General features: G+C 38.7%; 23 protein-coding genes. 5 read left to right on the forward strand and 18 right to left on the reverse strand.

Features of this window, described 5'->3' with window-relative positions:
* The 4 genes from ABDZ63_RS12910 to ABDZ63_RS12925 all read right to left on the reverse strand — a co-directional run bounded on the left by ABDZ63_RS12910 (position 1) and on the right by ABDZ63_RS12925 (position 4,952).
* Complete coding sequence (locus tag ABDZ63_RS12910; RefSeq protein ID WP_343784102.1) at positions 1–1,707, reverse strand: phospho-sugar mutase; 1,707 nt, start codon at positions 1,705–1,707, stop codon at positions 1–3.
* A gap of 378 nt (positions 1,708–2,085) precedes the next feature.
* Positions 2,086–2,964, reverse strand: a complete 879-nt coding sequence (gene galU, locus ABDZ63_RS12915) for a UTP--glucose-1-phosphate uridylyltransferase GalU (RefSeq protein WP_343784104.1) — start codon at positions 2,962–2,964, stop codon at positions 2,086–2,088.
* An 83-nt stretch (positions 2,965–3,047) separates the two neighbouring features.
* On the reverse strand, positions 3,048–3,989 hold the full coding sequence (locus ABDZ63_RS12920) for an LCP family glycopolymer transferase (protein WP_343784106.1): 942 nt from the start codon (positions 3,987–3,989) through the stop codon (positions 3,048–3,050).
* 249 nt (positions 3,990–4,238) lie between these two features.
* Positions 4,239–4,952: an EAL domain-containing protein gene (locus ABDZ63_RS12925; RefSeq protein ID WP_343784108.1), complete on the reverse strand. Its 714-nt coding sequence runs from the start codon at positions 4,950–4,952 to the stop codon at positions 4,239–4,241.
* 175 nt (positions 4,953–5,127) lie between these two features.
* Here ABDZ63_RS12925 and ABDZ63_RS12930 point away from each other — a divergent pair, with 175 nt between their 5' ends.
* On the forward strand, positions 5,128–5,310 hold the full coding sequence (locus ABDZ63_RS12930) for a hypothetical protein (RefSeq protein WP_343784110.1): 183 nt from the start codon (positions 5,128–5,130) through the stop codon (positions 5,308–5,310).
* Positions 5,311–5,401: 91 nt separating this feature from the next.
* Here ABDZ63_RS12930 and ABDZ63_RS12935 read toward each other — a convergent pair whose 3' ends face one another.
* The 4 genes from ABDZ63_RS12935 to ABDZ63_RS12950 form a co-directional block, all read right to left on the reverse strand.
* A complete protein-coding gene (locus ABDZ63_RS12935) occupies positions 5,402–8,470 on the reverse strand; it encodes an efflux RND transporter permease subunit (RefSeq protein ID WP_343784112.1) in 3,069 nt (1,022 codons plus the stop codon).
* Between the two features lie 3 nt (positions 8,471–8,473).
* The gene (locus ABDZ63_RS12940; RefSeq protein ID WP_343784114.1) at positions 8,474–9,340 is read right to left on the reverse strand and encodes an efflux RND transporter periplasmic adaptor subunit; all 867 of its coding nucleotides are present in this window, start codon (positions 9,338–9,340) and stop codon (positions 8,474–8,476) included.
* Positions 9,341–9,352: 12 nt separating this feature from the next.
* Positions 9,353–10,183 (reverse strand): TetR/AcrR family transcriptional regulator, encoded by an 831-nt coding sequence (locus ABDZ63_RS12945; RefSeq protein WP_343784116.1) that lies wholly within the window; start codon positions 10,181–10,183, stop codon positions 9,353–9,355.
* A gap of 244 nt (positions 10,184–10,427) precedes the next feature.
* Complete coding sequence (locus tag ABDZ63_RS12950) at positions 10,428–10,904, reverse strand: competence protein ComK (protein ID WP_343784118.1); 477 nt, start codon at positions 10,902–10,904, stop codon at positions 10,428–10,430.
* A 194-nt stretch (positions 10,905–11,098) separates the two neighbouring features.
* Between ABDZ63_RS12950 and ABDZ63_RS12955 the strand changes: the two genes are divergently transcribed.
* Positions 11,099–11,284: a YjfB family protein gene (locus ABDZ63_RS12955; protein WP_343784120.1), complete on the forward strand. Its 186-nt coding sequence runs from the start codon at positions 11,099–11,101 to the stop codon at positions 11,282–11,284.
* 43 nt (positions 11,285–11,327) lie between these two features.
* Here the strand turns inward: ABDZ63_RS12955 and ABDZ63_RS12960 are convergent, their stop codons facing one another.
* The 6 genes from ABDZ63_RS12960 to mreB all read right to left on the reverse strand — a co-directional run bounded on the left by ABDZ63_RS12960 (position 11,328) and on the right by mreB (position 15,459).
* Positions 11,328–11,576, reverse strand: coding sequence for a hypothetical protein (locus ABDZ63_RS12960; protein ID WP_343784122.1), 249 nt, complete (start codon positions 11,574–11,576; stop codon positions 11,328–11,330).
* A gap of 350 nt (positions 11,577–11,926) precedes the next feature.
* Complete coding sequence (gene fabZ / locus ABDZ63_RS12965) at positions 11,927–12,364, reverse strand: 3-hydroxyacyl-ACP dehydratase FabZ (RefSeq protein ID WP_343784124.1); 438 nt, start codon at positions 12,362–12,364, stop codon at positions 11,927–11,929.
* A gap of 32 nt (positions 12,365–12,396) precedes the next feature.
* Positions 12,397–12,726 carry a DNA-directed RNA polymerase subunit beta gene (locus ABDZ63_RS12970; protein ID WP_343784126.1) on the reverse strand — a complete coding sequence of 110 codons (330 nt, stop codon included), beginning with the start codon at positions 12,724–12,726 and terminating at the stop codon, positions 12,397–12,399.
* A gap of 21 nt (positions 12,727–12,747) precedes the next feature.
* Complete coding sequence (locus tag ABDZ63_RS12975) at positions 12,748–13,572, reverse strand: flagellar hook-basal body protein (protein ID WP_343784128.1); 825 nt, start codon at positions 13,570–13,572, stop codon at positions 12,748–12,750.
* 25 nt (positions 13,573–13,597) lie between these two features.
* Positions 13,598–14,419 (reverse strand): flagellar hook-basal body protein, encoded by an 822-nt coding sequence (locus ABDZ63_RS12980; RefSeq protein ID WP_343784130.1) that lies wholly within the window; start codon positions 14,417–14,419, stop codon positions 13,598–13,600.
* A gap of 38 nt (positions 14,420–14,457) precedes the next feature.
* The gene (mreB, locus tag ABDZ63_RS12985; protein WP_343784132.1) at positions 14,458–15,459 is read right to left on the reverse strand and encodes a rod shape-determining protein; all 1,002 of its coding nucleotides are present in this window, start codon (positions 15,457–15,459) and stop codon (positions 14,458–14,460) included.
* Between the two features lie 377 nt (positions 15,460–15,836).
* On the opposite strand from mreB, the gene ABDZ63_RS12990 reads away from it, so the two are divergent.
* Together ABDZ63_RS12990 and ABDZ63_RS12995 are read left to right on the forward strand one after the other, a co-directional pair.
* Entirely contained in the window at positions 15,837–16,088 is a 252-nt protein-coding gene (locus tag ABDZ63_RS12990) for an AbrB/MazE/SpoVT family DNA-binding domain-containing protein (RefSeq protein ID WP_343784134.1), read from the forward strand.
* On the forward strand, positions 16,088–16,486 hold the full coding sequence (locus ABDZ63_RS12995) for a type II toxin-antitoxin system death-on-curing family toxin (RefSeq protein WP_343784136.1): 399 nt from the start codon (positions 16,088–16,090) through the stop codon (positions 16,484–16,486). The genes ABDZ63_RS12990 and ABDZ63_RS12995 overlap by 1 nt, the downstream gene beginning before the upstream one ends.
* Before the next feature lie 296 nt (positions 16,487–16,782).
* Here ABDZ63_RS12995 and ABDZ63_RS13000 read toward each other — a convergent pair whose 3' ends face one another.
* The 3 genes from ABDZ63_RS13000 to ABDZ63_RS13010 are packed head-to-tail and all read right to left on the reverse strand — an operon-like array spanning position 16,783 to position 20,357.
* Positions 16,783–18,462 (reverse strand): acyl-CoA dehydrogenase family protein, encoded by a 1,680-nt coding sequence (locus ABDZ63_RS13000; RefSeq protein ID WP_343784138.1) that lies wholly within the window; start codon positions 18,460–18,462, stop codon positions 16,783–16,785.
* Positions 18,459–19,976, reverse strand: a complete 1,518-nt coding sequence (locus tag ABDZ63_RS13005; protein ID WP_343784140.1) for a class I adenylate-forming enzyme family protein — start codon at positions 19,974–19,976, stop codon at positions 18,459–18,461. The genes ABDZ63_RS13000 and ABDZ63_RS13005 overlap by 4 nt, the downstream gene beginning before the upstream one ends.
* A 3-nt stretch (positions 19,977–19,979) precedes the next feature.
* On the reverse strand, positions 19,980–20,357 hold the full coding sequence (locus tag ABDZ63_RS13010) for a MerR family transcriptional regulator (protein WP_343784220.1): 378 nt from the start codon (positions 20,355–20,357) through the stop codon (positions 19,980–19,982).
* Positions 20,358–20,505: 148 nt separating this feature from the next.
* Here ABDZ63_RS13010 and ABDZ63_RS13015 point away from each other — a divergent pair, with 148 nt between their 5' ends.
* Positions 20,506–21,015, forward strand: coding sequence for a hypothetical protein (locus ABDZ63_RS13015; protein ID WP_343784142.1), 510 nt, complete (start codon positions 20,506–20,508; stop codon positions 21,013–21,015).
* A 106-nt stretch (positions 21,016–21,121) separates the two neighbouring features.
* Here the strand turns inward: ABDZ63_RS13015 and spoIIID are convergent, their stop codons facing one another.
* Positions 21,122–21,379 (reverse strand): sporulation transcriptional regulator SpoIIID, encoded by a 258-nt coding sequence (gene spoIIID / locus ABDZ63_RS13020; RefSeq protein ID WP_343784144.1) that lies wholly within the window; start codon positions 21,377–21,379, stop codon positions 21,122–21,124.
* Positions 21,380–21,509 lie beyond the last annotated feature (130 nt).

Consider the following 21,509-nt stretch of genomic DNA (forward strand, 5'->3'; position numbering starts at 1 on the left):
TTACACCTCTACCTTTACAAGATTTAAAATCGTTTCTTTTAATGATTGTAGCTTATCTTGTGCTTCTTGTTCTGTTTCACCTTTAACAGCGAAATAGAATTTAATCTTCGGCTCTGTACCAGATGGCCTTAGGCAGCACCAAGAATTCTGATCGAATATAAATTTAATCGCATTCGTCTTTGGCAGTTGAATCGTCTCTTCTTCATTTGTCTCGACATTCGTACGCTTTAATGTCGAATAATCTTCTTTATATTGTAGTTTTAAACCGTCAACATTAAGCTCATTTATTTGTTTAAAGTCTTGTAACATTTGGTTGATCTTCTCTTGCCCAGCCAGTCCAGCAAGTTTCACTGAATGAAGGTCTTCAAGATAGTAACCATGCTTTCTATAAAGCTGTTGTAAAGCTTCATATAGCGTATAGCCTTGCTTATTCCAGTAAGCAGCCATCTCAGCTGTCATAACCGTTGCTTGGACGGCATCTTTATCACGAGCAAAAGGCTTAATCAAGCAGCCGTAGCTTTCTTCATAACCGAAGACAAATTGCTTCTCATGTGTACTTTCGAATTGTTTAATTTTCTCACTTATAAATTTAAATCCTGTTAAAACATCCTGTGTTTCAACACCATAGCTTTTAGCAATCGCTCGGCCCATCTCTGAGGTGACGATTGTTTTCACCATGACACCTTGATTAAATTGCTCATGTCGTAAAATATAATCAAGTAGTAGCGCTCCAAGTTGATTACCGGTTAACACTTGGTACTCGTTTTCATTGTCTTTCACTGCAACACCTAAACGATCGGCATCTGGGTCAGTCGCAATTAATAGATCTGCTAAAACTTCTTCACCATACTCAATCGCCTTCGTAAATGCTTGGTGTTCTTCAGGGTTTGGTGAGGCGACTGTCGTGAAGTTGGGATCAGCTATGACTTGTTCTTTAACAAGTGTTAAATTTGTAAACCCTTGTTGTTTTAAACCACGTTCAACTAGTGATGTAGCCGTTCCGTGAAGCGGTGTGAAGACAATATTTAAGTCATCTTTAGGCATGTCATGGTCATAAGCCATTGACTCAAGCTTCTTTAAATAAGCTTGGTCGACTTCATCTTCTAACCATTTTAGTAGGTTTTGTGCGTTCAGTTCTTGTTCTGATAAAACAGGAATATTCAACTCATTGTCTACACTTTTTACCAGTTCCATCAACTCTTCTGAAGGTTCTAATGGTAACTGACCGCCATCTTCGTTATACACTTTAAAACCATTATATTCTGGCGGGTTATGACTTGCTGTAATCATGACTCCGTTAGCTGTTTTTAAATGTCTTACAGCAAATGATAAAAGTGGTGTTGGACGAATATCTGTAAATAGGTAAGTCTTAATGCCGTGAACGCCCATCACTTTTGCGATTTCAAGTGCGAATGATTTCGACATATGACGCGGGTCATGGGCGACGACAACGCCCTTCCTTTTCCATTCTTCGCCTTTCTCTTCAATATGTAATGCAAGCCCTTTAGCTGCTTTACGAATCGTATAAACGTTCATTCGGTTGATTCCTGGACCTAACTCCCCGCGCATACCACCTGTTCCAAATGAGATCGGCTTATGGAAGGCTTCTTCTTGTTCTGTATCATTCAAGTTTTGTAATTGTTGTTTTAATGTTGATTCTAATTGTTCAAAATTCATCCATCTTTGGTAATGCTCTTTCCATTCCATTTAGATGACACCCCTATTCCTTTTTGCTTATCATTCCCAAACTTTAATTATACTATTTTCTGTTGGGTTATGTAATTAGCTTTGTTAAAGTCCGTAGTTGTTATTGTGAACCGCTTTCGTTAGACGCTTTCACCCACGGGCACAAGTGTAACAACTGCTCAAACTTCCCTACGGTCGTTTGTCGCAGTGTTTTCATTACCAGAACACGGGCTCTGGGGCCACCTCGGCAAAGAAAACATCTAAGTTACCAACAAAACCCCCATGATTATAGCCATTGGGGGTCTTTTGCTTTTATGACATTTCATCCTGTCCGAAAGCCCCCACTTCAAAACTCCAAGTAACTGGGAGATGAGGCTTCATGTAATGAAAGTTTTCACTTTATTTGACTCGTTCTTTTTCGACAATTTCTTCTAAAAATGGTAATAAGTCTTCACGAATATCTTCACGTTCTAAAGACATTTCGATCATTGTTTTTAAGAAGCCTTTGATTTCACCAACGTCATAACGGCGTCCAGCAAAGTCATACGCATAGACAGACTGTGATTCGTTAAGGCGCTGAATCGCATCAGTTAATTGAATTTCATTACCTGCTCCAATTTCTTGGTCATCTAAGTAACCCATAATCTCCGGGTTTAAAACATAACGACCCATGATCGCAAGGTTTGAAGGCTCTTGTCCTATAGATGGCTTTTCAACAAATTGCTTAACCTTGTATAAGCGGCCGTCTTTTTCTAATGGGTCAATAATACCGTAACGGTCTGTTTCACCATCTGGGACGGTTTGAACACCGATGATTGATTTTCCTGTTTCGTTGTATTGGTTAATCAACTGTTTTAAACCTGGTGTTTCTGAGCGAACAATATCATCACCTAATAAAACGGCAAATGGGTCATCGCCGATAAATTTACGAGCGCACCATACAGCATGGCCTAATCCTTTAGGCTCTTTTTGACGGATATAGTGGATATCGACGTTTGATGATTTTTTAACTTTTTCTAGTAAGTCATATTTTTCTTTCTGTTCAAGTGTTTCTTCAAGTTCTAACGAATGGTCGAAATGGTCTTCAATTGCTCGTTTACCTTTACCTGTTACGATAATAATATCTTCAATTCCTGAATCTATTGCCTCTTCAACGATATACTGAATGGTTGGCTTATCGACAATTGGAAGCATTTCTTTCGGTAATGCTTTAGTCGCTGGTAAGAAGCGTGTCCCTAACCCAGCAGCTGGAATGATCGCTTTTTTAATTTTAGACATGTTAAAACCTCGCTTAATTTATGTTTTTAACGTTTCAATATTTTAACAGACCTAATTGCATCAGACAAAGTATGCTTAATATATTAATTCGCTTCCATATGATTATTTATGACATTTTGGATGCGATTTCTTTCTTCACCTGAAACGATATAATACCATATGCCATCGATACGATCGCCACTTCCGCTTATTTCTTCACGGACCGTTTCATCGCGAGTGCCTCGATAGTTCATGAACAGTTGACGCATTTCATTCATTTGCATATTCGTTTCAACGTTATCTCCAGCAGCTTCTAATACATTATCAATTCTTGTAAATGAATCAAAAGACATTACTTCTTGCACCATGGCATCAATGATCATTTGTTGGCGGTCGTTTCGGCCTAAATCACCACGCGGGTCTTCACTACGCATACGCGAAAACTCTAATGCCTCAGAACCACTTAGATGAAGCTCACCTTCAGGGAATTCATATCCCCCTTGTGTGAAGGCCATATTGTTATTAACAGATACGCCACCTAAAGCATCAACACCGTCTTGTAAACCTTCCATGTTAACATGAGAATAGAAATGGATTGTTGTATCTAAAAAGTTTTCCACTGATTGAACAGCTAAGTCTGAACCACCAAAAGCATAGGCATGATTGATTTTGTCCATGCCACGACCTGGAATTTCTACTCGTGTATCACGTGGAATACTAAACATAAGCATTTCATTCGTATCAGGGTTTAACGAAGCGAAAACAATCGTATCAGAACGACCTGTATCACCTTCACGCGAGTCGATTCCTAATAATAAGACGTTAATCGTATCGCGATCTTGCAAACGATTTTCAACCTCTTCTCGCTTTTCTTGATCTGATTCGAGTGGTGTATACATCGAAGAAACTGTGTCACTTAACTGATTATATAAATATAAACCATAACCACCTATTAATAAGACTAGAACACCGATAATAGATAGTGTGATTTTAAGTCCTTTTCGTTTTCCTTTTGTTTTCTTCTTTTTTTCCATACGACTGCTCATAAATACTCAACCCTTCTGTAAAATTTAACTATTGACATTATACTACATAATTTAGCCTATAAAATTAAAATCTGATTAAATTTTTCTAAGAAAGTACTTATATTAATTGGTTCATTTTAGTGGAAACGCTGTTAATGAGGTGATTCGCTCTTAAATCGAGAGTTTCGCTCTTTTAATGAGATTTTCGCTGTTAAATTGAGATTTTCGCTCATTTAATGAGATTTTCGCTCTTAAATCAAGATTTCCGCTCTATTGATTAATCGGCAGCGGCATCCCTAAGTAATATCCTTGTGCCATTTCAATGTTTAACTGTCGTGCTGCTTCTAATGTTGAGGTTGTTTCAATGCCTTCTAGTATTAATTGTGTATTGGTGATTTGACAATATTGCTGTAGGGATTCGAGCGTTTTTTGTTTTAACGTTGAGCGGTGAATCTCTTCAGAGAAGCCCCGGTCCACCTTCAAGATATCCGGATCAAGGTCCAAAATTGTTATAAATGAAGATGCGCCATTTCCTATATTGTCTAATGCAATTTGATACCCCTCTTCTTTCAACAATTGGACAGATTGTTGCAGCTCTTTAGGTGTTATGACTACTTGTGGCTCGTTGATTTCTATTACTAATTTTCCCCGGTCTAAGTTGTTGTTCTCTACTTCACGGTTAATAAACTGACAAAAGTCCTTATTTAATAAAGTAGCTGGGAAAATATTGATATATAATTTTAAGTCTTGGTCATGGAGTGTCGATTGAAACGTTTGAATAGCTTTTTGAATTGATAGTTTTTCCAATTCGTACAGCCATCCCTTATTTGAAGCTTGTCGAAAAGTGGTTAGTGGGTTGGGTGTTAAACTAGACCTAAATAAAGCCTCAAATCCTATTATGTCAGAACTTTGTATATTACAAATTGGTTGGAAGGAATGATTAAATTGTCGCTCTTGTAATATCACTCTTTTTTCATTACTCATAATACCTTTCACCCCCACTAATCAGTTATTTCGAATTACTTTTATTTTAATTCATTTTACTTACACATACAACATAACTAGACAAAATTTAACAGGTTTGTAGTCATAGAATATGAAAAATCGACAACCCACTAAAAACTATAGTAATATTATAGTATTGAAGGAGTTGATACTAATGGATAAGAGAAAGCTTCAGATTGGCTGCCTCATATATATAGTGTTTGGTGTTTTTATTACAACCATGTATTTTACTTTTACAGATGGTGATTTGTTTCGAAGTTACTTTGACTGGACAGATTTGTTTGATGCGTTTTTTGGTTCTGTTCATGCATTTGACAACAACCCCTTCAACACATAAAAAGCCTTGGCACACCTTAATTTGGCGCCAAGGCTTTTTTGTTTAACTATTTATCCCACTGCGGAATTTTTCAAAAACCACACCTTATCCATTATGCTTCTTTGTTTTTACGCTTGGTAAATTTCGCTGATAAGTCATCGAACAGTGTGTAGACAACTGGAATCAGCAGTAATGTAAAGAGCATTGATATAGTTAAGCCGAAGATAATAACAACGGCTAATGGTTGTTGGGCTTCTGCACCTTCACCTAAACCGATTGATAACGGAATCATACCTAACACGGTTGTAAGTGTTGTCATTAAGATCGGGCGTAGACGGTTCGCACCTGCTTCAAGAATGGCTTCGAAGCGCTCTTTACCTTTCCCTCTTAAAATATTGATATAGTCAACGAGCACAATCGCGTTGTTCACCACGATACCGGCGAGCATAATTATACCTATAAAGGCCGGAATGCTAAATGGTAAACCTGTTACAAACAACCCGAAGATCACACCAACAATAGTAGCTGGTAGAGAGAACATAATGACAAACGGGTGTAGGAAATTCTCAAACTGTACTGCCATTACTGCATAGACTAGGAAGATTGAGAATAATAGTGCGATAGCTAAGTCTTCAAAGGCTTCAGCCATATCTTCCGCTTCTCCACCCATCGAATAGTTATAACCATCTGGTAGATCAACACCGGATAATAAGTTTTGAATATCTCCTGTTACGCTACCTAAATCACGATCGACAATTCCACTTGTTACGTTTACGGTACGTTGTTGGTTTTGTCTAGTTAAGCTTGCTGGTCCTTCTTCTTGTACGAGCTCTGCAATGTCTGATAAGGCTAAGCTAGCACCTGTTGGCGATTGAATCGTAATATTTTCGATGTCTTCTATTGTTTGGCGTTGGTCTTCTGGTGTTAACACACGGACATCTAACTCTTCTCCACCACTACGGTATTGTGTTGCTACTTGCCCTAAAAGCTCCATTTGTACTTGGCCCATTACTTGTTCATACGTTAAGCCGTATTCACTAGCGACATCACGATCAACGAGAACCTGCATTTCTGGGCGGCCTTCTTCAGCTGATGTCATCGGATTATGAATACCTTCTACATCTGAAATTATATCCACAAATTCATCAGCGATTTCTTCTAGTACTTCGTAATCATCACCTGTAATTTCGATTTGGATTGGGTCGCCACCACTAATATTTGCACCCATAGCATTGACATTAATTTCAGCACCAGCGATTTCTTGTGCCTTTTCATCCCAATCTTGCACGACCTGTTCAGTTGTGCGGTCACGCTCGCCACTTGGAATGAGCTGGATCATGTAGTTGGCGTTATTAGCGCCACCTCCACCCATACCCATTCCGCCGCCACTACCAATCGTGACGAAATTCGATTCAATAATGTCTTCATCTTCTGCGACAATTTCATTAATTTGTTCAGCACTTTCAGTTGTCGTTTCTATATTCGTGCCTGTCGGTGTTTCCATTGATATTTCAATTTGACCTTGGTCGGCTTCAGGAATAAACGCTGCGCCTAACTGTGGCAATAAGAATAAACTTCCGACAACTAATGTAAATGTCCCTAGTATCATCGTTTTTCTAAATTTCAACACGCCGCGTAATACTTTTTGATAAACGCGAATGATTCGATCTAATAAGCGGTCAAACCAGTAACGTCTTCCACCTTGGTCAATCGCTTTGGTTAATAGTTTGGACGATAACATCGGAATCAAGGTGACCGATGCGGCTAGTGATGCGATTAACGCAAAGGCTACGGTTAAAGCTAACGGTGTGAATATTTCTGATGCTATTCCATCGACAAATACGATCGGTAAAAATACAACTAATGTCGTCGTCGTCGATGCAATAACGGCTGGTGCAATTTCTGTTGCACCTCTTCTGGCGGCTTCTTTTATACCATAACCCCGTTCTCGATAGGTGTATATGTGCTCGAGTATCACGATCGAGGAGTCAACCATCATCCCGATACCTAGCGCGAGTCCACCCATTGTAAGAACATTAACAGTCTCACCTGTAAAATACATAAGCGTAAAGGCTGTAATCACCGCTATTGGAATTGAAAGCCCAATAACAAGGGTTGCTCTAAAGCTCTTTAAAAATAGTAAAAGTACTATAACAGCAAACGCTGCACCAATTAAAATATTTTGAAACACAGAGTCGATGGACGTCCGAATAAAGTCAGCTGTGTCAAAAACGACATCTAACTCTACAGCCTCAGGTAAATCACCACGAATATTATCCATTGAGGCAATAATTTCATCTGAAACGCCGACTGTGTTAGCATCTGTTTGTTTTAAAATGTTCATCACAACAGCATTTTGTCCGTTGACTAACGTCTTTTCATTAGAATCGAGCGTTCGTTGTTCAACGGTTGCAATGTCTTCTAAACGGAGAAAATCACCTTCTTGTGTTTGAAGTAGGGTTTCTCTAATCTCATCAATCGATTCATACTCACCAGGTATACGTAGTTGCAATTCTTGTGTACCACGTTCAATGACACCAAGTGATGCCGATTGGTTCGCATTTTGGACGGCTTCCATGACTTCTTGTGAGGATAAGCCGAATTGATTGAGTCGTTCATGATCTAATTCAACTTGAATCTCTTCTGCTTCGCCACCTTCTATGGTTACTGAACCAACTCCTTCTTGACGTTCAAAGTTCGGTTCAACTTCTTCCTCAGCAAGGTTTTGAAGAGTAGCTTGATCATCTCCTGTTAGACCTACCCACATGACAGGCATTTGCTGCGGATCAAAGCGCAGCACACTTGGTTCATTCGCTCCACTCGGAAGCATACCCGAGACTTGATCAACTGATTCTCGAACATTGAGTAACGCTTGATCAAGGTCTGTGTCCATTGAGAACATAATCATAACCAATGAACTTCCAGGCTGTGATTGAGCTTGAATCGTATCAACACCTTCAATCGTGCTGAGGGAGTCTTCAAGTGGTCTTGTGACGAGCTCTTCAACTTCTTGCGGTGCAGCCTCATCATAAGATGTAGCGACTACCGCAATTGGTAAATCAATATCTGGATATAAATCGACCGGTAAGTTACGGAATGAAATAAAGCCCATCGCTAGTATGGCGAGGACAATCATAATGACACCAACCGGTCGTTTGATCGATGTATTTACTAAACGCATAGGTTAGTCCTCCTCAACGATGCGTACCGTTTGGCCATCATCTATTGTTAATTGCCCACGTGTAATTACCGCATCCCCTTCTTGAAGCATATCTTCTTCTTTTGATTCGATTGCTGTATAAGCTGATTGCATTGAAATCACATCAACATCAATGCGAGTCGCTTGTTCATCTTCAACTAAATAGATAAACTGATCAGCACCTCGTTCAACAATTGCTTCTGTTGGTACAATAAATGTATCGGTTTCGATCACATCATCAATTTTAATTTGCGCCGTTAACCCAGAAGGTATAGCATCATCTGGTTGTTCGACTTCAGCTTCTATATCGAATAGACCATTCTCACCAGCTGTACTTGCAATGTAAGTAATCTCAGCTTCACCTTCTTCATTAGCCTGCGAAATTTCGAAATCTACTTCATCGGCAACTGAGATTAACTCACGGTTAGTCGCTGTCAATTGAAAATGGAAAACAAGTGGGTCAGCACCAATGATGACCGCTTGAGGTTCTTCTGTTGTCACCATGCGTCCTTCTTTTGCGTCAAGTTCTTGGACTAGACCGTCTATTGGCGATTCTATTTCCATCAATCCATATTGTGACGTGTATTCAACAATCACGTCACCCTCTTCGACTTCATCACCACGACTTACAAATACTTCTTCCACTTCACCAGCCGCCTCTGCCATAACAGGAGCTTGGTCATTAGGCATTGAACGTGCTGTGAAGTTTTTCGTTACTGAAAAATCATCAACTGTTACCTCTTCTGTTTCAACTGACGTAACCGTTTCTACCTCTTCATCTTCTGTCTCACCATTACAAGCCGTTAATACAAATAAAGAAACGACCATCATTATTAAAAACTTTTTCACCATGAACTTTCACCTCTACACGTTCAATTTTTGTCTTAATTGTTTAACTTCACTTCTAAGTTCGTTATACTGTTCTAAATTCATTAATAAGGAATCTAAAACGATTGGCTCGACCTCGTCTTTATGAATTTCTTTATCCAGTGCATCAAGAGCCTTTAACACCTTACTCTGATATTTAGTCATCTTGCTTAATACTTTCTGCCTAATTTTCGTTATAATGATCGTTTGGTCCTCCATAAAATCAGGTGTTCGTTTAATCGGTGTCCTCTCTTGATTTTTGATCATTTGTTCACACATTTCATCAAGTCTTCTAAGAATGAATTCGGGTAGCTTTTCAACATCAATCGAGTCTTCATCGACCATAAGCCAATTGGTATACCCTTGCAAAATGCCATCGATCATAACAAGAATATCTAATAAGTATGGATCAATCTCATCATCGTACATAGATTTAACATTTTGTTGTAACCAATCATAATTTTGCTGTTTAATTTCAGTTATAAACCCATCCATATCCTGTTCGATTGGGACTTGTTCACGCATAATCATTTTAATTAATGGTTTATGCTTTAAGAAAAAGTCAAAGAAAACAGCTAACTGGCTCTTAAATGATTCTCTCGGGCAATCGGTTTGAACGTTTTTCTCCACCATCGCCTCACCTAAGACAGCGTAATAATAATCATAGATCGCTCTAATTAAATCATTTTTCGATGTGAAATAATTATAAAAAGACCCCTTTGCTACATTTGCTTGGTCAACGATTTCCTGTACTGATGTGACGTGGAAACCTTTTTCAGCAAAAAGGGTAATACTTGCTTTTATTATTTTAACTTTTTTCTCTTGCATACTCACTCATCCTTCACGTAAGTTAAAATGACCAGTCAGTCACTATATAAATGTACCAAATATCCCCCTTCGCTTACAAGTGTTCTCTATAATGTTCACAATATTTTCAATCCTTGATATTTGTTGATACTTCGACACGGAATGGTAGGCAGACACTGACAAAGCTTTCATAATAAAAACCAGCCGATAATCTTTGACCTCGACTGGTTTAATTCTTATATGATCTTCCTTTGGTTTAGCGCCTTTAACCAATGTCGTCTTTTTTATGGAAGTAGCCAAGTAGAAAGCCTGCATACATTAATTGCTTATTGTAATTTGTTTTCGTCATTTCGAATTGGACTTCTTCACCAGTTGTAAATTGAATGGTAGAGAAGAAATCATTATTTCCTTTATAATAAAATTCTTGAATATATCTGTAAGAAACCCAGTCTGAACGGCTTCTTTTCTGCAACGTTGTCGGTATGAACAAGCTGTTGTAACCCATTTCGATTGGAATCGGTAATCGACTGCGTTTATTAATGAGATCCTCAACAGCCCTCCTTCTCCCTTCTAACGTTGTCAGCCCTTTTTTGAGGCACGAAGCATTTAAGATTTCTTCTGGATTTTGTTCACATAAATACTTAGCATCATTTTCCAGAATCCAACTTTTATATGTAGGATCGTCATGATGTTTGATCGCCATGGTGCCATCATTAATAATATAGTGTTGTCTTTGTTCCATTATATTCCCCATTTATTTCTCCCTTTCTTACTGTATTATGAAAATTATTAATAATGGTAATTAACCAATACTATTTTACTATATTTGATTGTATTTTAGTAATTTTTTGACTATTTTTATGATCTTTTTGACTATTTTCTTAAAATTTGTCATTTCAAGTCGATATTATTAGTGAGGGATTGTGAGGTGAAAGTATGGATATTGCTAAGGCATCAATTGGCATGAGTCAAGTACATGCGAAACAACAATTCGGAGTTGGCTTGGCTAATGAGGTCAAGGAGCAACTCGAACAACAAGGAGAAGCTTTTGATCAGATGCTTGAATCTAGTCAAGTTCCCACTCATCCTAACTTAGGTCAGAACATTGATTTAAAAGGTTAACGAAAAAGGTCCAAAGTTCTTTAACTTTGGACCTTAACCTATTTTAGTAATTATCCGTTTCATCTTCATTATCTTCAGGGTCATACTCATCATCAAATTCATCTTGCATTGGTTCCTCATCATCACCTGGATTTTCATCATCGAATTCTTCACTTTGTTGCATATCCGATTCCTCCTCAGGTGCATCAATGCCCGGATCATTATAGTCATCATCATCTGTCGTCCCACACCCAACTACTAACGCAAACGTCATTAGCATGACCATACAAAGTTTCCAAAACTGTGTATTCATCATCGTACCTCCTAATTTTTATATGATCAAACATTATTGTTTCCATAAAAAGTTATTTTATTAAAGGTATATGATTTATTAAAGAGATTCTTTGGATTGAGTGGGGGCGATGGTGCGGGTGGGTGAGCGCGATGGTGTGCGCGATGGTGTGCGCGGGCGCGAATTAGGCGTTCGCCTGATTAATTGGGCGTTCGCCTGATTATTATGAGTTTCGCCTGATTATTGAGAATTTCGCCCGATTATCGAGAATTTCGCCTGATTAGCTAGTGGTCAAATCGATAACTTAGGTTATAGCCTAGTTTTCGCATGAAAAAAGAACCTTGCTACAAGCAAGGTTCTTCGTTTCATTTTTACTGTTGGTCTGGGTCGACGATGGCGAACATGATTTCTGCTTCGCATGCCACTTCTCCATCAACAGTGGCAACTGCTTTTCCTTTACCGACAGGGCCTTTAAGTTTAACCATTTCGACTTCTAGTTTTAAAGTGTCACCTGGTTTTACTTGACGCTTGAATCGGCATTTATCAATTCCTGTAAACATGCCTAGTTTTCCTTGGTTTTCTTCAAGTTTTAAAATGGATACGGCACCTACTTGCGCTAATGCTTCAACGATTAGGACACCTGGCATTACCATGTAATTTGGAAAATGTCCTTGGAAAAACGGTTCATTTGCTGTTACATTTTTATAGCCTACTGCTCGTTTTCCATCTTCTAATTCAGTCACTTGATCGACTAATAAAAAAGGGTATCGATGTGGAATAATTTGTTTAATTTGCTCAATATCTAACATAACCATCCTCCTAGTTAAGCTATAACGGCTTTTTACTTACCTTGTATATAGTCATATAAATCTTGCCACATAGAGCGGTCAAAAACCTCACTCGGTTCATTACCTTCTCCAATTACACCAAAACCAATCATCGTCCCCACAATTAAGGCGACAACACTTAATACGACGACGAGTATAAAGCGTAACCAAACTGGAAGATAGCGGATACGGCCTTTTTTCTGCTTCTTCTCTTTCTTTCTAGCTGCTTTAGCCGCTTTACGTTTTGATTGATTTTTCTCTTCTTTATTATTCTCTTTTGGTTTAAACATTTTAGTACCACGGATCTTACGTGACTTTTGATTCTGGTTTTCCTCTGAAGCCATACTACAACCTCAATTCTAATGCTATCTCATATTTCCGATTAGACCCATCATTTGATCACCAATTGATAATGAACGTGCATTAAATTGGTAGGCACGTTGAGCTTCTAAAAGATCGGTCATTTCTTTAGCCATATTAACATTAGAGCCTTCTAATGCGCTAGGTGTAAGATTAGCCGCTTCAGGTGCAACTGCTTCTACTAACTCACCAACAGGAACCTCTAAATCTTCTTCATTAATTCTAAATGAATTCGCATCAACTGGTTCCATTACTCTTGTGTTGTCAATATCGACTACTTGTAACGTGGCTTCTATGGCTGATTCCCCACCGCGTGTGACTTCGATTTCACCTTGTTCGTTAATTGAAATATCCTCAAAATCGCCCTCAAACACAATAGGGCCATCTTGACCTTCGACTGGATAACCCGCGTTCGTGGTTAACATCATGTCCCCATTAGCTTGTTCAGATAAATAAAAGTTACCAGCTCTTGTATATCGTGTTTCTACTTCACCATCTTGAGTCGGTGCATTAACTACAAAAAAGCGAAAATCATCGCCAATCGCCACATCTAATGGGCGGTCAGTTTGCTCTGGCGTTCCGGTTGTCATATTCATATTTATACTGGACATTTTTGCACCTGAGCCAACCCTGATTCCTTCTGGTGTTAGCCGAGGTGAGTCCTGGTCATAGCCTAATATATTATCAACCTGTTGATACATAAGAGAGGAAAACGCACCTTGACGCGACTTATAACCATGATTATTTATGTTAGATAAATTGTTAGATGTTAGGTCCATGCGTTGTTGCAGTTGACCCATTGTCGCTGCCGCATTAAACATATTTCGCATCGATTAAGCCTCCTCTAATAAGGTCTTATCTTAAACGGCCGATCTCATTAGCCGCTAACTCCATACTTTGATCGAACGTTCTTACAACTTGTTGGTTCATTTCAAACATACGGTGTGCACGTGTCATATCTGCCATGACGGCTTGTGGGTCAACATTGGACCATTCTAAATGACTTTGCTGGACTTGAAAATTAACACCATCAGCCGCTCGTGCATCAACAGCTTCAACATCACCATCATTATTGAACAGATTATCGCCCTCTTTAACGAAATCATTCGCATTCGGGTGATAAGCAATGCCTAACATGGATTGATCGAATGGAGAAATGACTTCACCAGTTTCTAGCACCTCAAACGCTTCAGTACCTGTTTGAATTGGTGCCCCCGCTTCATCTAGGACATAATAGCCTTCGTTAGTCGTTAAAAAGCCCTCAGCATCAACTGTGAAATTACCATTCCTTGTATAGCGAACTTCACCGTCTTCATTTTGAACCTCAAAAAATAGGAAACCCGTTTCATCAGGTATTTCACCATTTTGTAAAGCTAAGTCCGTTTGAAGTCCTGTTTCACGAACGTCACCTTGTTCAAACAATGGGACATCTTCTTGTAAGTACGTACCTGAATTGATCGAACCGACTATATGGTTTCGTGGAATCGATAGCCCATTTTCAGTTGGTATGTTTCTGTTTTCCATATTTTGAATTAACATCTCGGGAAACGCACGAAACGTTGAGCGGTCTTGTTTAAAGCCTGGTGTAAGCGCGTTTGACATATTGTTACTTAAGGAATCTTGATGGCGTTGATTCGCAATCATTCCTGCACCAGCTGTATTAAAACCTCTTAGCATGGTGTTGCCTCCTTTAAATCGTTTATTTAAAGATGGATTTAGACGATTTTATCTTTTGGTAATTTATCAATATTTTCAAGCATAATACCTGTACCTTCAGCAACGCAGCTCATTGGATTTTCTGCGATGAAGACAGGAACTTTTAACTCGTCTGCTAGAAGTTGATCAATTCCATTCAACAAACCACCGCCACCTGTAATGATGACACCACGATCAATAATATCTGCTGAAAGCTCTGGTGGTGTTGATTCTAGGACTGTTTTAGTTGCCTGTACAATCATGCTGACAGATTCAAGTAAGGCTTCTTCAATCTCATCCGACTGAACCGTAATTGTCCGTGGCAGACCTGATACTAAGTCACGTCCGCGAATGTCCATTGACTCATCACGGTTCCCTTTAAAAACAGTCGCGACATTCACCTTAATATCCTCAGCTGTGCGATCACCAATTAGTAGTTTGTATTTGCGTTTTATGTACTGTAAGATATCTTGGTCAAATTTGTCTCCAGCTAATTTAATGGATTCAGATGTTACGATATCACCCATTGAAAGTACAGCAACATCCGTTGTACCACCACCAATATCAACAACCATATTACCGCTTGGTTGGAATATATCCATGCCAGCGCCAACTGCTGCTACTTTCGGCTCTTCTTCTAAGTAAATCTTTTTACCGCCAGATTTCTCCGCTGCTTCTTTAATCGCTTTTTGTTCAACTTTTGTTATGTTTGTTGGACAACAGACTAAAATGCGTGGCTTAGAGAACATACCGCGGACATTTATTTTCTCGATGAAATAACGTAGCATAGCTTCAGTAACATCAAAATCTGCAATTACTCCATCTTTTAAAGGGCGGATTGCTTCGATATTCCCAGGTGTACGCCCGACCATACGGCGAGCTGCATGGCCAACTTCTAACACTTTACCTGTATTACGATCCATCGCAACAACCGATGGCTCATCTAAGACAATGCCCTTTCCTTTCACATGAATCAAAACATTTGCTGTACCTAAGTCAATCCCAATATCTCTAGCGAACATGTAAAATAAATCCCCCTGACTGATCCCATCATTTTGACGTACGAAAATATAATTAATCTATTGTAATATTTTATCACTTTTTTTCTAAAGTGTCATGTTATTTTTAGCCATTGTCGAAAGTTTATGAAAGGGACAACAGTGACGGATTGGTGGGAGGCGAAACTAGGTTTGGCCTTGATTAGATGATGTCACTTTTTGTCTTTTCGGCGAAATAAGTCGAAATGTGCGAGTGAGTAGTGCACTTCACGCAAAGAAAAACTCAAATTATATAACAAAGCACCACTTTGAGTGTAACACCTCCAATAGCAAGAAGAACTTTTCTATCCTATTCTTATGTGTTATAATTGTTATTACAATTATAACTAGGATGTGATCTTTTGGAACAATTTGAAAGGAAAGTTACTAAGGTTGGAAATAGTTTCGGAATCACCCTTCCTACCGAATTACTTAAAAAAGTTGGCTTAACACAAGGGGATGATGTCCAAGTTGAGGTGAAAAATGGGAAAATTGTTTTGAGGAAAAAAGAGCCGGTAACGCTTCCTGAAGGTGTAGATGCAGAATTTATGGATATTTTAAATGATGTCATTATTGAGCATGACAAAGCGTTTAAAGGGTTAGTGAACAGGTAATGGATGACCTTATCTATCTAACAACAAAACAAGTCATTACTATTAACACAGTACAAATTCGCCTATATTCTCCAGATGAGCCAATGGGAGTTAAAGACCCAAGCTTACTTGATTCAGCTATTAATCGACCAAAACAATCAGTACTTGGTAGCGATGCTTACCCCTCAATTTATGAAAAGGCAGCCGCACTTTTTGAATCAATTGTAAAAAACCACGCTTTCCATAATGCCAATAAACGAACCGCACTTGCCTCACTAATTATTTTCTTAAAAACAAACCATTACCACTGGACTATGGGAACCGAAGAAGAGCAAGACTTTACAGTTGATGTCGTAAATCATAAGTACACGTTTAAAGAAATTGTTTCAACAATAGAAAGTCATACAGAAAAAATGTAAACCCATTTCTTATGCGTTTTAACACCCGATTGTGCTTAGCTTTTCGCCACGGCCATCGACACTGTAGATACATGTTTCCCCACGATGATTTGAAAGACCGCGTTTCCTTTGCCTTTTTTTAAGATGTGAAAGCTTCCATATAGGCTCTCAAAAACCCTGTTTAATTAGATCACAAATAAGGATCTTCTCGTGTATTTCTGAAATTGTGCCGCTACCCCAACAATTATTATAGAGCTGGATTAAAAATCACCGCCAATATGGGTTATTAGCGGTGTGTAACAATTTAGCATTCAGAATCAATGGGTAGCCGTTATTTTCTCTTCTTGCTTAACGATTATATCAAAATGTTTTAAAGCTAAGTCTGATACGTGGTGGCAAGCTTTGAAAGTCTGTTCAATCAATACTTCTGCAATGGCGTAAGTCCGTTCATCTTGCTCATCATCTGCCATCTCTAATGCTGTAATACCTTCTAGAATATTCGTCATGAGTACAGCCACTTTCTTCGGGTGAAGAAGCATCATATCATCACTCGATTCAGATAGTTGTGATAGCATTTTAATAAGGTCATTCATACTTTGTTTAACTGGATTGATTAATGGCGATACATGGTCTGATAACTGGTTGAGTCTCTTGCCCATTTCATCTAAAAACTGTTCGTGTACGCTATACTTCTTCATCAGCCGTAATACTTCAAGGCCTAGTATGTTAGCTGTGCCTTCCCACACAGTTAATACTTGGGCATCGCGAAGTAACCTTGGGGTGACAAAATCTTCAATAAAGCCATTTCCACCATGCATTTCAATTGCTTCATGTGAGAAATCAATCGCTTGTTCTGCTGTTTCTTTCTTCAAGAGTGCAATGTAAAGACGTAGCATGGCCCGCTCTTCTTCTGTTGGTTCTGAACCTTTTGCCATAACCGAATCAAATTGATTGACTAAGTCAAATGTAGCTGTCATTTCGACTTCGAGCTTAGAGGCTAGGCGGACTAACGTTTCTTTGACCATTGGGTAGTCTTTAAGTTTATTACCAAATGCATTTCGCTCAAATGCATAATCACGTGCTTCACAGTAAGCCCTTCGCATAATGCCAAGTGAGGCTACTGCGTTACAAACCCTTGATAGATTAAGAGCTTCCATCATATATTTAAAGCCTTCAGATTGTTCGCCTACTAAGTACGCCTTTGCCCCGTTAAATTCGACCTCAGCTGATGGGACTGCGCGAACACCTAGTTTATCTTTTAAGCGGCGGATTGATAATTGATTGTTATGACGATTTTCTTCCCATGGGACTAAAAACAGGCTTAATCCACGTGTGCCTTCTAAAGCGTCTTCCGTACGCGCTAAAACCATCGCAACACCGCACATACCGCTGTTACTGGCAAAATATTTTTCACCGTATAACCGGTAATAATCACCTTCTTGATGTGCTTCTACAACATTAGCGCCAACATCTGAACCACCTTGGCGTTCTGTTAAAAACGTCGCCCCTTCATATAACTCGGTATCTCCTGTTGCAATGACATGAGGTAAGAAACGCGCTCTTAGTTCGTCATTAGCATAATGATCGATTAAATAAGCTGTCGCCATGGTTAAGGTGACAGGACAATAAAAACCTGGTTCGGACTGGGATAAGACGTAACCTTGGGCGTAAGAATACATGTAATTACCGGTATCTTCAAGCTCTGGTATCTCTTTATGAACATAGCCGACGATTCCTGTTTCATACGTTTCTTTGACCGTTTCAAGATAACCATCATTAACCCAAACCTCATTCACTTCTTCGCCCATTTTATTATATTTTATTAGGCGTGGTTGCCCGTCTCTGTCTGTATGAACAGCCCGTTTTTCAATATCTGTTGCTACACGTTCACCGAATTTCGTTAATTGTTCATTTGCATAGTCGAAAAGGTGGGCGGGTAATTGCTTTTTTAATATTTTTTGTAATAACGGGTCAGTGGTGTAAAAATTTTGACTCACAGTGATGCCTCCTGACTTTCGCGTAATTGATTACGTAATAGCTTTCCTGTCGCATTACGTGGTAGCGCTTCCAACCTTTCATAAAATCTAGGAATCTTATAACTTGCTATTTTGTTTTCTAAAAAGGCTTTAAGTGTTGATTCTAAGTCAGCTACATCATCATTTACTACGACAAATGCTTTCGCTGATTCACCCCATTCTTTATGTGGAACACCAACAATAGCTATATCTTCAACGGCTGGATGTTGCATAAGTACTTTTTCAACTTCAGTTGGGTAAATGTTAGCTCCACCAGATATAATGACGTCTTTCTTACGGTCAATAACCCAGTAGTAACCATCCTCATCTTGTCTTGCAATGTCGCCTGTATAAAGCCATCCATCTTTAATCGATTCTTTAGTTTTCTCAGGTGCTCTATAGTATTCTTTCATCGTCCCTTCACCAAGTATGATGATTTCACCTGGTTCACCTTGAGCGACATCTTTTCCTTCATCATCCACTAGGCGAATCTCACAATTTAAAGCAGCGCGTCTTCCGATACTACCAGATTTCTCAGCGTGTTCTTCTGATTGAAGCAACGTGCCATTGGGTCCTGCTTCTGTTAAACCATAGACACAAACTAGTTTATTAGTATTAAATTTATCTTTAACTAATTTAACTTCATTCGTACCCAATGGCGCTCCTCCATAGACCCAGTACTCCATTGACGATAAGTCATATTCTTCTATTTCAGGGTGCTTCGCTGTCATGAGGTAGGCGACAGGTGCTCCGAAGAAATGAGTTACCCTTTCTTTAGAAACCATTTGTAGCAATAAGTCTGGTGTGAAAGTTGGTGCTAATACGTGTGTCGCTCCTACATATAAACCTGCTACCATAAAGAGGTGAAGTGGTGCAGAGTGACTGAGTGGCATCATGTGTAATACGCGACTGTCTTTACTCATTGGCATTTCGATACAGATCATAGTGGCAACAGTTAAAATATTTCGGTGTGTAAACAGAACCCCTTTAGGATCACCTGTTGTACCCGATGTATATAAAATTGAAGCATCATCACCTTCTTTTGCATCACATTCGACTGGCGTTGCTTCACCTTTTAACAATGTGTCAAAAGAAAGCCAATCACCTTCTGCTTCACCAGTTTTAATCAATGTTAAATGTTTATCTTCAGCCAAGTTTTGAGATTGTTCAAATAAAAGCTCATGAGTTACCAAAAACTGTGCTTCACTATGATCTAAAATATACTGAATCTCTCGTTGGGCTAGCTTGGCGTTAATAGGAATGACGATCCCTTTAATTCTTAAAACGGCTACATAAAGTGACATAAACTCAGGTACATTCGGCATGTGGACCACAAGTTTATTCCCTTCTTTAAATCCTAGTTCTTTTAATCTGTTGGCGATACGGTTAACTTGTTCATCCCACTCTTGATACGAAATCCGCACATGTGGTGACACTAATGCCTCATGGTCTGGGTATTTACGAGATTGATAAGCTAACAGTTCAGATATATTCATTGACTATTCCTCCTCTAATTTGTTTAACTCATCGTGAAACACTTGCATGAGCTGTTCCATTTCACCTTTCATTTCGTTTAATTCTTCAATTCGCTTTGAGACTTCTTTAATTTTGTCCTCACCATATTCGACTGTCCGCTTCAATTGTTCTTTTCCAGTCGGGTCCTCTTCAAACAGCAATACCATTTCTTTAATCTCATCTAAATTAAAACCATACTTTTTACCACGAAAAATGAGTTGCAACTGTGTTTGTTCCTTTTTCGTAAATTGTCTATGACCACTTTGGTTGCGTTTCGGTTTTAACAGCCCAACTTCTTCGTAATAGCGGATCGTACGAGTTGATACATTAAACTGTTGGGCTAAATCAGAGATCGAATACATGGCAACTGTCACACCTCCTTATATTTTTCTGAATTTTCCTATATTTTTAGTTTACCATTTACGTTAACGTTAAGTTCAACTAATTTTTGTCATGTTTTAGTTAGTTTTTGATTATATATTAATAGAGTGTTTAATAGGGGGATTCATATTGAAAAAATACTTAATCTATAGTGGCGTTGTTGTCGTTTTTTGTCTAATTACGATTGGAGCTTTTTCATTTTTGAATGGACAAGTTAATCATTCAGATGATGAGGGTTCACTGAATTTTGTTTTAAGTGGGGAAAGTGAATATTGGGAGTTGTCCCATTATAAAATAGAGATTAAACCACAAGAGCTTTTAGCTGGTCAGGGCGAATTGAAGTTTAAACATGGTCATGAATATGATGAGACAGATTATTTCTATTACACAGTTATTGCGAACGTTAATGGCAATACTGAAACTTTGGCTAGTTCCTCTATTCATATGAAAGACGGCGAGAAAATTGGAATTGATGAGTTTGTAATGGGAGAAAATCATGTCGGAGGTTTCTTTTATAATGAAGAGGGAGAGTACGTTACAGAAGAAGATATTTGGCAAATATATATCATAATGGAGTGGCATGATTCAAATGGGGAAATGGTTTATGATCAAATGTTGTTGTATCAATCAAACGTTTGATTAAACACGAAAAAAGCCTGTCACTGTTAATTAGGTTATGGCTAAACTTATGTAACCTATAGATACACCTTAGTGACAGGCGGTTAGGTCGTACAACACAACACTATTAAACGCTGCTTTTTTCTCTATATTTCTTCTTCGTCGCTTCACCACCTCTCAGATGCCTGATTGACTTGTGGTAGTCAAGTACATCTTTCACTTGTTTTGCTAAGGCGGGATTAATGTTCGGTAAGCGCTCGGTAAGGTCTTTATGAACCGTACTTTTTGATACGCCGAACTCTTTTGCGATAACGCGCACCGTATTACGCGTATCCAGTAAATGCTCTGCAATCTTGATCGTTCTCTCTTTGATGTAATCGTGCAAATCACTCGCCTCCTGTGATGTTCACTCTTAGGGTGTAGATAGTACATTTTATTCACCGCCGTATAGGAATATGATATAAATAGGCAGGAGAGAAATCTTTTACTAAAAATGAGAGGGAGTAGCTTTTAAA

This window comes from Alkalibacillus silvisoli (genome assembly GCF_039521975.1).
Classification (GTDB): Bacteria; Bacillota; Bacilli; order Bacillales; family Alkalibacillaceae; genus Alkalibacillus; species Alkalibacillus silvisoli.

Excerpts from the sequence above, each read along its gene's own strand:
- ABDZ63_RS12910 (WP_343784102.1), bottom strand. The coding sequence starts at position 1,707 with ATGGAATGGAAAGAGCATTACCAAAGATGGATGAATTTTGAACAATTA.
- galU (WP_343784104.1), bottom strand. The coding sequence starts at position 2,964 with ATGTCTAAAATTAAAAAAGCGATCATTCCAGCTGCTGGGTTAGGGACA.
- ABDZ63_RS12920 (WP_343784106.1), bottom strand. The coding sequence starts at position 3,989 with ATGAGCAGTCGTATGGAAAAAAAGAAGAAAACAAAAGGAAAACGAAAA.
- ABDZ63_RS12925 (WP_343784108.1), bottom strand. The coding sequence starts at position 4,952 with ATGAGTAATGAAAAAAGAGTGATATTACAAGAGCGACAATTTAATCAT.
- ABDZ63_RS12930 (WP_343784110.1), top strand. The coding sequence starts at position 5,128 with ATGGATAAGAGAAAGCTTCAGATTGGCTGCCTCATATATATAGTGTTT.
- ABDZ63_RS12935 (WP_343784112.1), bottom strand. The coding sequence starts at position 8,470 with ATGCGTTTAGTAAATACATCGATCAAACGACCGGTTGGTGTCATTATG.
- ABDZ63_RS12940 (WP_343784114.1), bottom strand. The coding sequence starts at position 9,340 with ATGGTGAAAAAGTTTTTAATAATGATGGTCGTTTCTTTATTTGTATTA.
- ABDZ63_RS12945 (WP_343784116.1), bottom strand. The coding sequence starts at position 10,183 with ATGCAAGAGAAAAAAGTTAAAATAATAAAAGCAAGTATTACCCTTTTT.
- ABDZ63_RS12950 (WP_343784118.1), bottom strand. The coding sequence starts at position 10,904 with ATGGAACAAAGACAACACTATATTATTAATGATGGCACCATGGCGATC.
- ABDZ63_RS12955 (WP_343784120.1), top strand. The coding sequence starts at position 11,099 with ATGGATATTGCTAAGGCATCAATTGGCATGAGTCAAGTACATGCGAAA.
- ABDZ63_RS12960 (WP_343784122.1), bottom strand. The coding sequence starts at position 11,576 with ATGAATACACAGTTTTGGAAACTTTGTATGGTCATGCTAATGACGTTT.
- fabZ (WP_343784124.1), bottom strand. The coding sequence starts at position 12,364 with ATGTTAGATATTGAGCAAATTAAACAAATTATTCCACATCGATACCCT.
- ABDZ63_RS12970 (WP_343784126.1), bottom strand. The coding sequence starts at position 12,726 with ATGGCTTCAGAGGAAAACCAGAATCAAAAGTCACGTAAGATCCGTGGT.
- ABDZ63_RS12975 (WP_343784128.1), bottom strand. The coding sequence starts at position 13,572 with ATGCGAAATATGTTTAATGCGGCAGCGACAATGGGTCAACTGCAACAA.
- ABDZ63_RS12980 (WP_343784130.1), bottom strand. The coding sequence starts at position 14,419 with ATGCTAAGAGGTTTTAATACAGCTGGTGCAGGAATGATTGCGAATCAA.
- mreB (WP_343784132.1), bottom strand. The coding sequence starts at position 15,459 with ATGTTCGCTAGAGATATTGGGATTGACTTAGGTACAGCAAATGTTTTG.
- ABDZ63_RS12995 (WP_343784136.1), top strand. The coding sequence starts at position 16,088 with ATGGATGACCTTATCTATCTAACAACAAAACAAGTCATTACTATTAAC.
- ABDZ63_RS13005 (WP_343784140.1), bottom strand. The coding sequence starts at position 19,976 with ATGAATATATCTGAACTGTTAGCTTATCAATCTCGTAAATACCCAGAC.
- ABDZ63_RS13010 (WP_343784220.1), bottom strand. The coding sequence starts at position 20,357 with ATGTATTCGATCTCTGATTTAGCCCAACAGTTTAATGTATCAACTCGT.